Annotated in this window: 12 protein-coding genes; 7 read left to right on the top strand and 5 right to left on the bottom strand. The window is 58.3% G+C overall.

Going from position 1 to position 13,942, the window contains the following annotated elements; translation table 11 throughout:
• Positions 1-196 precede the first annotated feature (196 nt).
• A complete protein-coding gene (locus PH558_RS32160) occupies positions 197-2,401 on the top strand; it encodes a DUF1217 domain-containing protein (protein ID WP_285208313.1) in 2,205 nt (734 codons plus the stop codon).
• 17 nt (positions 2,402-2,418) lie between these two features.
• Here PH558_RS32160 and PH558_RS32155 read toward each other — a convergent pair whose 3' ends face one another.
• The gene (locus tag PH558_RS32155; protein WP_285208312.1) at positions 2,419-3,195 is read right to left on the bottom strand and encodes an SDR family oxidoreductase; all 777 of its coding nucleotides are present in this window, start codon (positions 3,193-3,195) and stop codon (positions 2,419-2,421) included.
• A 52-nt stretch (positions 3,196-3,247) separates the two neighbouring features.
• The gene (locus PH558_RS32150; protein ID WP_285208311.1) at positions 3,248-4,141 is read right to left on the bottom strand and encodes an aldose 1-epimerase; all 894 of its coding nucleotides are present in this window, start codon (positions 4,139-4,141) and stop codon (positions 3,248-3,250) included.
• Positions 4,142-4,519: 378 nt separating this feature from the next.
• Here PH558_RS32150 and PH558_RS32145 point away from each other — a divergent pair, with 378 nt between their 5' ends.
• The 5 genes from PH558_RS32145 to PH558_RS32125 all read left to right on the top strand — a co-directional run bounded on the left by PH558_RS32145 (position 4,520) and on the right by PH558_RS32125 (position 9,533).
• Positions 4,520-5,503, top strand: a complete 984-nt coding sequence (locus tag PH558_RS32145) for an arabinose ABC transporter substrate-binding protein (RefSeq protein ID WP_069610212.1) — start codon at positions 4,520-4,522, stop codon at positions 5,501-5,503.
• A gap of 71 nt (positions 5,504-5,574) precedes the next feature.
• Complete coding sequence (araG, locus tag PH558_RS32140; RefSeq protein ID WP_285208310.1) at positions 5,575-7,080, top strand: L-arabinose ABC transporter ATP-binding protein AraG; 1,506 nt, start codon at positions 5,575-5,577, stop codon at positions 7,078-7,080.
• Positions 7,081-7,096: 16 nt separating this feature from the next.
• Positions 7,097-8,053, top strand: coding sequence for an L-arabinose ABC transporter permease AraH (gene araH, locus PH558_RS32135; protein ID WP_069610214.1), 957 nt, complete (start codon positions 7,097-7,099; stop codon positions 8,051-8,053).
• A 119-nt stretch (positions 8,054-8,172) separates the two neighbouring features.
• Positions 8,173-8,943 carry a FadR/GntR family transcriptional regulator gene (locus PH558_RS32130; RefSeq protein ID WP_285208309.1) on the top strand — a complete coding sequence of 257 codons (771 nt, stop codon included), beginning with the start codon at positions 8,173-8,175 and terminating at the stop codon, positions 8,941-8,943.
• A gap of 206 nt (positions 8,944-9,149) precedes the next feature.
• Positions 9,150-9,533 carry a YybH family protein gene (locus PH558_RS32125; protein WP_285208308.1) on the top strand — a complete coding sequence of 128 codons (384 nt, stop codon included), beginning with the start codon at positions 9,150-9,152 and terminating at the stop codon, positions 9,531-9,533.
• A 38-nt stretch (positions 9,534-9,571) separates the two neighbouring features.
• Here the strand turns inward: PH558_RS32125 and PH558_RS32120 are convergent, their stop codons facing one another.
• On the bottom strand, positions 9,572-10,855 hold the full coding sequence (locus PH558_RS32120) for a cystathionine gamma-synthase family protein (RefSeq protein WP_095437194.1): 1,284 nt from the start codon (positions 10,853-10,855) through the stop codon (positions 9,572-9,574).
• Between the two features lie 331 nt (positions 10,856-11,186).
• On the opposite strand from PH558_RS32120, the gene PH558_RS32115 reads away from it, so the two are divergent.
• A complete protein-coding gene (locus PH558_RS32115) occupies positions 11,187-11,966 on the top strand; it encodes a class I SAM-dependent methyltransferase (protein WP_095437193.1) in 780 nt (259 codons plus the stop codon).
• A 101-nt stretch (positions 11,967-12,067) separates the two neighbouring features.
• Here PH558_RS32115 and ppk2 read toward each other — a convergent pair whose 3' ends face one another.
• On the bottom strand, positions 12,068-12,982 hold the full coding sequence (gene ppk2 / locus PH558_RS32110; protein ID WP_095437192.1) for a polyphosphate kinase 2: 915 nt from the start codon (positions 12,980-12,982) through the stop codon (positions 12,068-12,070).
• Positions 12,983-13,079: 97 nt separating this feature from the next.
• The gene (locus PH558_RS32105; RefSeq protein ID WP_095437191.1) at positions 13,080-13,868 is read right to left on the bottom strand and encodes a 3-hydroxybutyrate dehydrogenase; all 789 of its coding nucleotides are present in this window, start codon (positions 13,866-13,868) and stop codon (positions 13,080-13,082) included.
• Positions 13,869-13,942 lie beyond the last annotated feature (74 nt).

The raw sequence follows: 13,942 nt of genomic DNA, 5'->3' as shown, positions 1-13,942 counted from the left end.
GACGGCGGACGCTTTCGGGATTGTCTCAGAACTGGTTGCCGGATGCGATATTTCCGACAGAAACGTCTGCCTTGCCGGACATGGATACGATTCTGGGAAATTAGGCCCATAGATTGCCGATCTAGTCTCGCGCAAGGTCTGGTTGCGATAGTCCATGCGGGGCGAATATCGATGAACTGCGCTGTGGGGGCGATCTATGATTTCGACGTATCTCGGCTACGTGTCCGCGACAAGGGACATGGCATCGACGCTTGCGCGCATCGCCAAACAGGCGACGGTCAAAAGTGACCAGCAATATTACGATGCGCATATCGGCAAGATTAAGAATGTCGATGAATTTCTGAGCGACTACAAGCTGTATAGCTATGCGATGAAGGCCTATGGCCTCGAGGACATGACCTACGCCAAGGCCTTCATGAAAAAGGTCCTGACCAGCGACCTGAGCGACACGAGCAGCTTTGCAAACAAACTGACGGATAGCCGTTACCGGCAATTCGCTGCCGCTTTCAATTTCGGCGGCACATCAAAAAATCAATCGGCCCAGAGCGATTCACAGAAGAGCGATACGATCGGGCTCTATGAGCAATCCTTCGCCAATGAAACGGCTTTGGCCAAGAAGGAAAGCAAGTTCTACGATAGCTGGATCGATAAGGTGTCGAACGTCGACGACATCGTCAACAGCAGCAGAATGACGGACTATATCCTGCGGGCGCACGGTTTAAACCCGGACAATATTTCGAAGGCGTTCCTGAAGTCGGTTCTGACCAGCGATGTCAACGACCCGAACAGCTTCGTCAACACGGCGAGCAATTTCTCGACGGCATCGCTGCAGCCGACATACAAGCTGATCGCGTCGCAGTTCAGCTTCAATGCCGACGGAACGCTTTCCGGCGCGACCGCGCAGACCGCTGAGCAGAAGGAGGCCATGATCTCGCGGTATGACAGCATGGTCCCGAGCCTGTTGAGCCCGGCTGCGGCCGCCAACAATGACGATTACTATCGTCAGACGATCACGAAAGTTCAGTCGCTCAGCGACATAACCGGCGACAACAGGCTGTTTTCCTACATAAAGACCGCATTCAACCTGAATCCCAAGCTCACTCCCGTCCAGTTCAACCTCGCTTTTACGAATTCCGATTATGCCGCCGTGACTGGAATGGCGGATATGGTTTCGCACTTTCAGTTTGCATCCGATGGTACGCTGCCCGCCAGTCAGCCGGCGCAGACGCCGCAAGCCATTGCCGACATCTCGGCCAAATATTTGAACCAGGCGAAAGATGCCAAACAGAACCTGTTCGACGATGCGGAAAAACACTACAAGGGCGCGGTCGGCGAGATAAAGACGATCGCGGACTTTTTTGCCGCCAACGATACCAAGAACAAGAATCTTCCAACCGTGGAGGACATGGCGCTTCGCGCCTTTGGGATTGGCAAGAATGAGGTCTCCAGAGATCAGTTGCGCAAGATCCTGGAAAGCGATCCCTATGACAGCAAGAGCTATGTCAATTCGCTGAAAGACGACAGATTCGTCGGGCTTGCCAAGGCTTTCAATTTCGACAGTGAGGGCAATCTGCGAGCGCCGGTCGCGGCCTTGTCCCAGACCTCGATCAACAGCCTGATTTCCGCTTATTCGAAGTCGAAGACCTTCGGATTGACCGGCGAGATGCGAGACAAGGCGGTCAAGGATGCGAAGGACGCAGCGACCGAATTCAGCAAGTCGATCGCCAAGATCAAGACGGTCGACGAACTCCTGGCTGACAAAAAGCTGACGGAATTTATCCTCGTTGCGAACAATATCGATCCCAAGTCGGTCGACAAGAATACCTTGAAGAAGGCCTTCACTGCGGATCCCGAGGATGCCAAGGGCTTTCTGAACACGCAGGCAGGCCAGCAGTTCAAGGCGATGGTGAATGCCTTCAATTTCGACGCCAAGGGAAATCTGACCACAGCCAAGATCGAGCCAGGACAGAACAAGGGCGCGCGTCTCGCCACCAACGATCTCTATCTTCATCAGACCCTGGAGACGCAGCAGGGAAGCTCCAACGAAGGCGTCCGTCTCGCTCTCTATTTCCAGCGCAAGGCGCCGCAGGTCAATTCCGTCTACGATATCATGTCGGATCCGGCGCTCTACAATGTAATCAAGACGACTTATTCGCTGCCCGCGTCCATGTCGAACATGGATGTGACCCGCCAGGCGGCGATGCTTGAAAAGCTATTCCCGGTCAAGGACTTGCATGATGTCAGCAAGGTGAGCAACCTGCTCAAGCGCTTCTCGGCCGTCTATGATGCGGCAAATGGCGGGAATACGACCTCCGCCGCATCCGCCATCCTGACGCGCGGATCGGGGATTGGCATGAGCGCGGATCTGATGCTCTCGATTGCCCAGCTCAGATCGCGATAGCGTCTTCGTTTGCGATACTATTGATGCTGCAACACGCTCAGGCCCCCGTCCACTGTCAGGCAGGCGGCATTCATGAAGGAACACTCGTCCGAGACCATGAAGACCGCTGCCATGGCGATCTCGTGAGGGGTGGCGATACGGCCGCCCGGATGCAGTTTCATCGTCTCGGCCTTCGCCTTTTCCGGATCGGGAAAACTGTTCCAATAATCGATGGCCTTCTGCGTTGCGACATAGCCGGGCGCGAGCGCGTTCACGCGCACGTTCTTCGAGGCATATTCGATCCCCAGAGATTTGGTCATGCCGAGAAGCGCATGCTTGGCAAGCGGGTAGGGGAAGGTATGCGGAATGATCGTGAAGGCGTGGGTCGAGGCGATGTTGAGTATGACGCCACCGCCACGGGCGATCATCCCGGACAGCACGGACCGGCAGCAATTCCAGGCGCCTTTGAGATTGATGTCAAAGCAACGTTCCCATTCCTCATCTGTCGTCTGCAACGGCTCGGCAAAGACGTTGATCCCGGCATTGTTGACGAGCGCATTGATGCCGCCGATTTCGCCGGATGCTCTGGCCACGGCTGCGCGCACGGCTTCGGCATCGGTGATGTCGGCCGCCTGATAGCCAAGATTGGCGCCAGCTTCCTTCAGCCTATTCGCAGCCTGTTCCAGCAGAGCTTCGTCGCGATCGATCAGGAAGATACTAGCATCTTCGGCCACGCATGCCTCGGCTATGGCCAGCCCTATCCCCTGCGCGGCTCCGGTAATGAAGATTCGTTTTCCCGAAAGGCGATTTGACATCCAGTATTCCTCTTTGTGCTGGGGCGGAAATCCGCGGTCAGTCGGCCGCGGGCTACCGCGAATATTCCTGTGGCTGCAAGCGGATCGATCCTGCAAATGTCTCTCCCGGCTGCAGGATTTTCAAATCTCCGAGGTCGGCGAGATTGTGACCGTTGGCGATGTGGGACATCGGCTCGAAGCAGAAATAATCATGGCGAAAGGCCGGATTGAAGTTCGTATCTGGAATGAAGATGAATGCGTGTCTGACTGAAGCGTCGGCGGTCAGCCGCAGGCCTACATGTCTCTCCGGCCAGACGATCTCCGCCTCGCCGCTCCATCCCTCGAAGCCGTTGTTGACCCAGCGGCGGGGCAGGGGGGAGGGTGCGGAGAAATCGAGATCGGCCGGAATCTCGGTAGGTTCTCCCGGAAGCCAGCCTTCGGTTTCCGTCCAAAATCGCTGCGCCGGCGCAAAGAGCGTCGTCTCGGGGGTCATCGGGAAGTATGGATGCCAGCCAAGCCCGAAGGGCAGCGCCTCCTTGCCGATGTTCTCAACGCTCATGTGAAGCATCAGCCCTTCGGATGACAGCGCGATGATCTGCCTCGCTGCGTAACTGTAGGGCGTATCGCCCTCCCGATGATGAAAGCCGATCTGCACTTCGTTGCCGCTGTGGGAGAGGACGGACCATTTGGCCTGCCAACCGTCGCCATGAAGGTAGTGAGGATCCGAAGCCGTGTTCGGCCTCAGCCGATAGCCGCGCCCCGCGAACGCGAAACGATTGTTTCGCACGCGGTTGCCGAAGGGAACGAGGGGGTAGCAGGCGGAGGCGGACGCATGCGCATCGTCCCGAGCGGGTCTCAATAGCGCAATCCTGTGCCCCTCCACCGTCCAGGCATAATCGAGCAATGTGCCGCCGAAGGTTGAAACGCGAGCAGAAAGCGAACCGTCTCGCAAATCGATGATGGTCATTAAGCGGTTGCCTTCTCCTCACAACAAGGCCGGTGCCGAACGGATGGCACCTATCTTTGCCTCGTTCCAAGTCAACAGATATATATGATTTATTTTCGGATTATCTCTGAGACTTTTGCCGTCAAATCTCGTAATTTTATCTCTGTTTGGCATTTCGAGCAAGCTTCTGGCAATCATCCAACGCCGCAATGGCATAAATAATCATACACAAATATTGACTGGTATGATGTTTTTTCATATTCAAGGTCTCGGGTCCGTTGGGCTGTAAACGCAGCTTAATTGTTATACAAATAATTGACTCATATTACAATATAACTTACGGAAATCGAGCGGTTCCCGGGAGATGGATGGGGGCGCGCAAACAAAGGGAGAGAGATCATGCGCTTTTTCAAAGCGGCAATCCTTGCCGGCACCTTTGCCGTTCTGGCGGCCGGCTCTGCTTTCGCGGAGGACGTCAAGATCGGCTTCATCGTGAAACAGCCCGAAGAACCCTGGTTCCAGGACGAATGGAAATTCGCCGACCAGGCGGCCAAGGAGAAGGGCTTTACCCTCGTCAAGATCGGCGCTGAGGATGGCGAGAAGGTTCAGTCGGCGATCGACAATCTCGGCGCGCAGGGGGCGCAGGGCTTCATCATCTGCACGCCGGACGTGAAGCTCGGCCCCGGTATCGTTGCCAAGGCTGCCGCCAATCAGCTGAAGCTGATGACCGTCGACGACCGTCTGGTGAATGCCGAGGGCAAGCCGCTCGAAGATGTGCCGCATATGGGCATTTCCGCAACGAAGATCGGCGAGACCGTGGGCCAAGCGATCGTCGACGAAATCAAGAAGCGCGGCTGGGACATGAAGAATGTCGGCGCGATCCGCGTGTCCTACGATCAGCTGCCGACCGCCGTCGACCGCGTCGAAGGCGCGATCTCTGTTTTGAAGGCAGCGGGCTTCCCGGCCGCGAACATCTACGACGCGCCCCAGGCCAAGACCGATACGGAAGCAGCGCTCAACGCTGCGACAACGGTTCTCAACAAGCATGCCGATATCAAATACTGGGTTGCCTTCGGCCTCAACGACGAAGCCGTGCTCGGTGCCGTCCGTGCCTCGGAATCGGTCGGCATTCCCGCAACGAACATGATCGGCGTCGGCATCGGCGGCGCGGATTCGGCGATCAACGAGTTCAAGAAGCCCGCTGCGACCGGCTTCTTCGGAACTGTCATCATCTCGCCGAAGCGTCATGGCTATGAAACGGCGCTCAACATGTATGACTGGATCGCCAACAGCAAGGAGCCGCCGAAGCTGACGCTCACCTCCGGTTCCCTTGCGCTGCGCGGCGATTACGAAAAGGTTCGCAAGGATCTCGGCATCGAATGATCATCCAGGCAGGATGATGTCCGTCCGGCGGCCTCATAAATGCCGCCGGACCTTCTCTCGATGGAGCAAGCATGGCTTTCCTTGAATTCAAGGGCATTTCCAAGGGCTATCCCGGTGTCCAGGCGCTGTCCGACGTCTCCTTCAACGTCGAAAGAGGCGCCGTGCATGGGCTGATGGGCGAAAACGGCGCCGGCAAATCGACGTTGATCCGGGTTCTCTCAGGTGATCAGGCGGCGGATGCCGGCAGCATCGTCATCGATGGCGTGGAGCAACACTACAGCTCGGTCCGCGATGCTTTTCATGTCGGCGTCATCGTCATCCATCAGGAACTGCAGCTGGTGCCGGAACTGACGGTTGCCGAGAACCTCTGGCTCGGCCGTTTTCCCGGCAAGGCCGGCGTGATCGACGGCAAGAGGCTGATCGAGACCGTTCGCACCAAGCTCAAGCAAATCGGCATCGATGTCGATCCCGCGGCAAAGGTTTCCTCGCTGTCGATCGGCGCGCGCCAGATGGTGGAGATCGCCAAGGCCGTCATGGTCGATGCGCGGGTGATCGCGCTCGATGAGCCGACCTCCTCGCTCTCGTCACGTGAAAGCGAAATCCTGTTTTCCCTGATCGACCGGCTGAAAGCCAACGGCACCGTCATTCTTTATGTCTCGCATCGCCTGGATGAGATCTTCCGGCTCTGCGACAGCCTCACCGTGCTACGTGACGGCAAGCTTGCGGCCCATCATCCTGACATTGCCAATACGACGCGCGAACAGATCATCTCGCAAATGGTCGGCCGCGAAATCAGCAATATCTGGGGCTGGCGCGAACGTCCGCTCGGCGAGGTGCGTCTGGAAGTCAAGGGTCTCTCCGGTTCGAAGTTGCGTAATCCCGTCAGCTTCTCGGTTCGCAGGGGCGAAATCCTAGGCTTTTTCGGCCTCATCGGCGCCGGCCGAAGCGAAATGGCTCGGCTTCTTTATGGTGCGGATCATCGTCATCAGGGCAGCGTCTCGATAGACGGCGTCGCCGTCGCGCCGAACAATCCGAAGGCCGGCATCAGTGCCGGCATGGTTCTGTGTCCGGAGGACCGCAAGTTCGACGGTATCATTCAGGGGCGGTCGATCGAGGAAAATATCGCCATTTCCTCGCGGCGGCATTTCTCGCCCTTCGGCATCCTCAATCCGAAGAAGGAAGCCTCGGTCGCCGATCAGTTCATCACCAAGCTCAGGGTCCGTACGCCCTCGCGCAAGCAGGATATCGTCAATCTCTCGGGCGGCAACCAGCAGAAGGTCATTCTTGGCCGCTGGCTTTCGGAGCAGGGTGTCAAGGTTCTCGTCATCGATGAGCCGACGCGCGGCATCGATGTCGGCGCCAAATCGGAAATCTATGAAATTCTCTACGAGCTTGCGGCTGGTGGCATGGCGATCGTCGTCATCTCCAGCGAGCTTCCCGAGGTGATGGGCATTTCCGATCGCATCATGGTCATGTGCCAGGGACGCGTCGCCGCCGATGTCGCCCGCGCCGATTTTGACGAACGGGCCATTCTGACCGCAGCTTTGCCCGACAAGAATGCCGCCGGCACGATCTAATTCAGGAATAGTAGTGATGAATTCGTTGAAAAAAATCCTTCTCGGCGAACAGGGCCTCGTGGTGATCTTCGCGATCGCCTTCGTGATCGTATCGCTCTTTGTGCCGAGCTTCCTGACGGAGCGCAACATGCTCGGTCTGCTGCAGTCGGTGGTGACGATCGGCATCGTCGCCTGCACGATGATGTTCTGCCTGGCCTCGCGCGACTTCGATCTCTCGGTCGGCTCGACGGTCGCCTTTTCGGGCATGATCGCCGTCATGGTGTCGAACTCCACCGGCTCCATTCCGCTCGGCCTGCTCGCCGCACTGATCTGCGGCAGCGTCGTCGGCGTCGTCAATGGCGTCGTCATCGCCAAGTTCCGCATCAACGCGCTAATCACTACGCTCGCGACGATGCAGATCGTGCGCGGCCTTGCGCTAATCGCGTCTGATGGCCGCGCCGTTGGCATCAACGATCCGGCCTTCTATCAGCTCGCGCTGTCGCGCTTCCTGACGGTGCCGACACCGATCTGGATCATGGTGCTGCTTTTCATCATCTTCGGCTTCACGCTCAACCGCACTGTTTTCGGCAAAAACACACTTGCGATCGGCGGCAATCCCGAGGCGTCGCGTCTTGCCGGTGTCAATGTCGTCAACATGCGGATCTGGATCTTTGCCTTGCAAGGCCTCGTCTGCGCCATTGCCGGCATCCTGCTTGCCTCGCGCATCACCTCGGGCCAGCCGAACGCGGCAACCGGGCTCGAGCTCTCCGTCATCTCGGCATGCGTGCTTGGCGGCGTGTCGCTTGCGGGCGGCCGCGCAGCGATGACCGGCGTGATCGTCGGCGTCCTCATCATGGGCATTGCCGAGAACGTCATGAACCTGCTCAATATCCAGGCCTTCTATCAATATCTCGTGCGCGGCTGCATTCTGCTGCTTGCCGTTCTATTGGACAATCTGCGGTCGTCGGCGGCAGGACGTGGCAGTCGCTTGTAACGGTCGGATTTTCCAGGAGAAGTTTGGGGAGAAGTTTGTCGGGCTTGCAGTTGCACATTGATGCCGGGGCGTAGTGCCGCTCATGATCGCTGACAGGCCAGCGGAAGGGAGTGCTAGGGATGAGTACGCGTTTGAGGTCTTTACGGACGACGCAGGCCGCGCCTGAGCAGGGAAGGCGTACCGTGCGCGAGGAGCTGTTGAAGAAGCTCATCGGCCAGATCGTCTCGGGCTCTCTCGCCGAGGGCTCGGTTCTTCCCAATGAGGCTGAACTTTCGGAGGTTTACGGCGTCAGCCGCACCAGCCTGCGCGAAGCCATGCAATATTTGTCGGCGCTGGGAATGGTCCGTTCACGCACTCGCGCCGGCACCACGGTCCTGCCACGAGAGAACTGGAATTATCTGGACCCGCTGGTTCTCGATGCGACCCTGGCACTCAGCAACGACCGCAGCTTCTACGATTCCCTGCTCGATGCGCGGCAGGTGCTAGAACCAGCCGCTGCCGCACAGGCGGCTGCCAATGCCACGGCTAAGCAGCTTGCACAGATTGCCGAGGCGTTCGAGGACATGGTCGCTGCCAATGCCCGCGACAACGAGGCATGGAGCCAGGCGGATCTGGAATTTCATACCGCGATCATCAATGCCAGCGGCAATTGGGTTTTCCGCCAGTTCGCCACGGCGATCCGCGCCGCTTTGCTCGCGAGTTTTCGCCTGACCAATCGGGCCAGCCAGTCGCATGATTACGCGATCGCGCGCCATCAGGATGTGCTGGATGCGATCCGCATGCGCCGGCCCGATGCTGCACGTTTTGCCATGGAGCAGCTGATCGGAACGGCCAGAATGGAGCTTAGTGACGCCCTGCGTGCCGCTAAGCTGAAGGAAGGATCGGAATAGGCCGGTTTGTCTGCGGCAAGGAAGGTCCACTATCTGCTATATGTCCGGCATGACGGAGCGCGCTATATCGTTAATCTGGATATTGAAACCTGTCCGGATGATTGAGTTTAGGCAACGGCGACTTTCTCCGTCCAATAACTCTCGCCTCACAAGTTGAAACGCAGCCGCTGTTGCAATGCGGCGCTGTCTACGGAGGAGATGTCGCAGTGACCGACGATGAAAAGGCAATCCGGAACGTCGTGGAAACCTGGATTGCCGCGAGCAAGGCGGGCGATACGGCGACCGTCCTCGGACTGATGACGGACGATGTCATCTTCATGGTTCCCGGCCAGGAACCCTTCGGCAAGGCGGCATTTGCTGCGGCTTCCAAAGGCATGGAGGGCATGAAGATGGAGGGTGCGAGCGAGATCGTCGAACTGCAGGTGCTCGGTGACTGGGCCTATATCCGCAATCACATCGACATGACAGTGACACCGCCTGATGGCGACGCCGTTCATCGATCGGGCTATACGCTCACGCTTCTGCGCAGGGAGGCTGACGGGGAGTGGCGCCTCGCGCGCGATGCCAACCTTCTGGCCGTGCGGCCCTGATCTATCTCGCTCCCAGCCTTTCGGCCACGTAGACTTTATCAGGCGGCGTCGAGGGCAGCGGCGAGGTCGGCGATCAGATCGTCGGGATGTTCGATCCCGATAGACAGGCGGATCGTCGACTCCAGCACGCCGATGCGGTGGCGTACATCCATAGGTACGCCGGAATGCGTCGTCGTTGCCGGATGGGAAGCGAGCGATTCCGTGCCGCCGAGGCTGACGGCGAGCTTGAAGATCTGCAGCGCGTTCAGGAATTTGAATGATGCCGGCTGGCCACCCTTGATGTCGAAGGAGAAGGTGGAGCCCGCGCCGCTGCACTGGGCAGCGAAGGTACGGCCCGTTGCCGAGGACGGATCCGTGTAGGGCAGATAGTGGATCTGCTCGACCTTCGGATGGTCCCGCAGGAAATCGGCGACCGCCCGGGCATTGCTGTTTGCCCGCTCCATGCGGATCTGCAGCGTTTCCAGCGACCGGCCGAGCATCCAGCAGGAATGCGGATCGAGCTGAGTGCCGATCGCTCCGCGCAGCGCCTTCACCTGTTTGATGATGGCTCTGGAGCCGAGGGCGGCGCCCGCGATCAGATCGGAATGGCCGCCGACATATTTGGTCAGCGAGTAGAGGGAAATATCCGCGCCATGTTCGATCGGCCGCTGGAAGACAGGGCCGAGCAGGGTATTGTCGCAGGCGATGATCGGCGTGTGTCCCTGCTTCCTGCCGATCGCATCGGCAATGCGGCGGATCATGGCGATATCGACGAGGCTGTTCGTGGGGTTGGCAGGCGTTTCCACGAGAATGACCGAGACACGACCTTTGGCCATGGCCTCCTCGGTAGCTGCTGTCACCGAGTTTTCGTTGACGCCATCGGCGAAGCCGACGGCGGTTACTCCGAGATTGAGGAATGTCTTGGCGACCAACGTTTCCGTGCCGCCATAAAGCGGCTGCGAATGCAGTATCGCATCGCCCGGGCGTGTAAAGGTGAGAAGGGCGGTCGCGATGGCCGACATGCCGGAGGAAAACAGGGCGCCGCTTTCTGCCTTTTCATAAACGGCAAGGCGATCCTCGACGATTTCGCTGTTCGGGTGGTTGAAGCGTGAATAGACGAGACCCACCCCCGTGCCCGCCGGCGGCTCGGTGCGGCCGGAGATGTAATTGAAGAAATCGCGCCCGTCCTCTGCCGATTTGAAGACGAAGGTCGAGGTCAGGAAAACAGGCGGCTTAACCGCGCCCTCGGATAGCTCCGGATCGTAGCCGTAATTCAGCATCTGTGTTTCGGGATGGAGGGGGTGGTTGCCGATATGCGTTTTGGACGGATGCGGCGCAGTCATGACGGTCTCCTCGGCCGATGATGTGAATTTTAGACTCACATTATACATCACTTAGGATGCCGGCTCGCAATTCGTCATCATCTGCGATGCGGTTCGGTACTGGCCCAATATAGGTCGGACTATCCAACTAGCGCATGACTATCCGGAATACGACAGAAAGGTCGCTATATCCGTGAGTGGCGCTCGCCGTGACGCCCTACCACCCCAATTTTCGAGAGCTTCCGGCTTCGCTGTCGCGGTCATGCAGAAATGGGGCGTTTCTTGATCGACCGGTTCTAACCGATGAGCAGGCGGAGGCGAAATGCATGAAGAAAACCAATGAGGTTTACATTTGAAATCGGGCGTTCGAAAATTTGTGTTTCGCGATCTTCAGAAAATCGATGGTTACATCGACCCACCGGATGCGCTTGTCTTCCTGTCTTTGATCGAAAAGCAAAGACAGGAGAAACTTTACGGCGGTCTCGCCGAAATCGGGGTCTATTACGGGCGGTCCTATTTTTTGTTGCGCAAGATCAGTGCACCTGACGACAATGTGCTTGCGATCGACCTTTTCGACATAGAAGCGGATGGTGCGCAATATCAACGCTTCCTTGACAACGGAAGATCACTGGGCATTCCCGTTGATGAGGACCTTGTCATAACAGGCGATAGCACCGGGCTCGATCCGCAGGCCATCATCGATAGGGTTGGGCAGGTTCGTTTTTTCAGTATCGATGGAGGACATTTGCTTCGCCACATCGTTGCCGACAGCCGGTTGGCGAAGAGCGTACTGGCCGATCACGGCATCATCGCCTTCGACGATACGTTCAATCCCGCCTGGCCGGAGGTCACGGTGGGCGTTTCGGATTTTCTGCGCAGAAACAGCGATACCTTTGCCGCCTTCTGCATGACGAAGTATAAGACCTATGTCTGCCGACGCGACTTTCATGAGCTCTATCGAGCCGCGCTTGACCAGGCACGGCATCTTCTGCCGTTCGAGCACGCGGAGATGGATTTTCTCGGCTCGAAAGTCCTCAGGCTGCACAATCCCATCAACCGGAGGGTTGCCTATGAGCTTCTACAGCGGCTGGGCTTGGGAGCGATATCCGAATGGGCCTATCGCTCAGCCTGACCTTGAGCCGGCCCGGCTTGCCGGTTGGCGGAATTAGCGCGATTTCGTTTTTCAAGTAATTCGAGGGGCCCGCCGGAGGCGGACCCCTCATCGGTCCCTGATCAGTAGATTTCGGGCACATACATCTCCGGCGGGACCGGCGTACGGTGATAGTCTGCATTGCGCATACGTTCCGGCAGCACGATTTCCGGCTTCGGTACGCTTTCGTAGGGGATCTGGCCCAGAAGATGGGCGATGCAGTTGAGGCGCGCCTTCTTCTTGTCGACGGCATGGACGACCCACCACGGCGCTTCCGGAATATGGGTGCGCTCCAGCATCTCTTCCTTGGCCTTGGTGTACTCTTCCCAGTGCACGCGGCTTTGCAGGTCCATCGGTGAAAGCTTCCACTGCTTCAGCGGGTCCTGGATGCGCATGTTGAAGCGGAATTCCTGTTCCTCATCGGTGATCGAGAACCAGTATTTCAGGAGAATGATGCCGGAGCGAACCAGCATGCGCTCGAAATCCGGTACGGAGCGGAAGAACTCTTCCAGCTCCTCAGGCGAGCAGAAGCCCATGACGCGTTCGACACCGGCGCGGTTATACCAGCTGCGATCGAACAGCACCATTTCGCCTGCCGTCGGCAGGTGTGCGGCATAGCGCTGGAAATACCACTGGTGCCGCTCGCGTTCGGTCGGAGCGGGGAGTGCGACCACGCGGCAGACGCGCGGGTTGAGGCGCTGGGTGACACGCTTGATGGCGCCGCCCTTGCCGGCGGAATCGCGGCCCTCGAACAGCACGACGACCTTGAGTTTCTTGTATTGCACCCAATCCTGCAGGCGCACGAGCTCATGCTGGAGGCGGAAAAGCTCGCGGAAATAGACCCGCCGGTCAAGCGTCGCCTCGCTCTCGCTGATGAGGCCCTCGGCGACCAGCTCGTCGAGCCGATCCTCTTCGAGCTGCATCTCCAGCTCTTCGTCGAAGCTGTCGACGATCTCATCCTTGATGCGGCTGAACGGGTCCTGGTTCTCTTCGGTCATTGTGTGCCTCCTGCGCTATTTTCATCTTGTCTCCGCAATCCTGGGGCTGCAGAGAGCCGGCACCCGGCTCAAGCATGTGCCGGCCGTGGCTTCGGTATTATTCGGCAGTCCAGCCGCCGTCGACGGAAAGCGTCGTGCCGGTAATCTGCTTGGCGGCATCGCCGCAGAGAAAGACAGCAATGGCAGCCACTTCGTCGACGGTCACGAATTCCTTCGTCGGCTGGGCGGCCAAAAGCACGTCATGCTTGACCTGCTCTTCCGTCATGTTGCGTGCCTTCATGGTCTCGGGGATCTGCTTCTCGACGAGCGGCGTCCAGACATAGCCGGGCGCGATGGAGTTGACGGTCACGCCGTTCTGAGCGGCTTCCAGTGCGATCGTTTTGGTGAGACCGGTAATGCCGTGCTTGGCCGAAACATATGCAGACTTGAAAGGCGAGGCGACGAGGGCATGCGCCGAGGACGTATTGATGATGCGGCCCCATTTGCGCGCCTTCATGCCGGGGATGGCGGCCTTGATGGCGTAGAAGGCGGCAAGCAGGTTGATGCGGATGATCGCTTCCCACTTGTCGTCGGGAAATTCCTCGATCGGAGCGACGAACTGGATGCCGGCGTTGTTGACGAGAATATCGAGGCTACCGAAGGCTTCCTCGGCTTCACGCACCATGGCAGTGACTTCTTCGCCATTCATCATATTGGCGGCGGAGTAGCGGCACTTCACGCCGAAATCGGCTTCGATGCCAGCGCGTTCCTTTTCGATCGCATCGGCATCGCCAAGGCCGTTGATCGTCACGTTCGCGCCCTCGGCGGCAAAGGCACGGGCGATCGCAAGCCCGATGCCGCTCGTCGAACCGGTGACCAGCGCATTCTTCGAAGTCAACGAACCCATGATGCAACTCCTGCAATGTCTATGACATGGTTGAGTAAATGGAAAAGGCTGAGATGAGCGCACACTGCCAGCCT

Origin of the sequence: Rhizobium pantanalense, assembly GCF_030182525.1 — a bacterium.
Taxonomy (GTDB): domain Bacteria; phylum Pseudomonadota; class Alphaproteobacteria; order Rhizobiales; family Rhizobiaceae; genus Rhizobium.
The sequence above is the reverse complement of the archived record's forward strand: the minus strand, read 5'-3'. Positions and strand labels throughout refer to the sequence as shown.

Bases quoted from the DNA above. Each gene is read 5' to 3' on its own strand.
- PH558_RS32105 (WP_095437191.1), bottom strand. From the start codon at position 13,868: ATGGGTTCGTTGACTTCGAAGAATGCGCTGGTCACCGGTTCGACGAGC.
- PH558_RS32120 (WP_095437194.1), bottom strand. From the start codon at position 10,855: ATGACTGCGCCGCATCCGTCCAAAACGCATATCGGCAACCACCCCCTC.
- PH558_RS32155 (WP_285208312.1), bottom strand. From the start codon at position 3,195: ATGTCAAATCGCCTTTCGGGAAAACGAATCTTCATTACCGGAGCCGCG.
- ppk2 (WP_095437192.1), bottom strand. From the start codon at position 12,982: ATGACCGAAGAGAACCAGGACCCGTTCAGCCGCATCAAGGATGAGATC.
- araG (WP_285208310.1), top strand. From the start codon at position 5,575: ATGGCTTTCCTTGAATTCAAGGGCATTTCCAAGGGCTATCCCGGTGTC.
- PH558_RS32160 (WP_285208313.1), top strand. From the start codon at position 197: ATGATTTCGACGTATCTCGGCTACGTGTCCGCGACAAGGGACATGGCA.
- PH558_RS32150 (WP_285208311.1), bottom strand. From the start codon at position 4,141: ATGACCATCATCGATTTGCGAGACGGTTCGCTTTCTGCTCGCGTTTCA.
- araH (WP_069610214.1), top strand. From the start codon at position 7,097: ATGAATTCGTTGAAAAAAATCCTTCTCGGCGAACAGGGCCTCGTGGTG.
- PH558_RS32145 (WP_069610212.1), top strand. From the start codon at position 4,520: ATGCGCTTTTTCAAAGCGGCAATCCTTGCCGGCACCTTTGCCGTTCTG.
- PH558_RS32130 (WP_285208309.1), top strand. From the start codon at position 8,173: ATGAGTACGCGTTTGAGGTCTTTACGGACGACGCAGGCCGCGCCTGAG.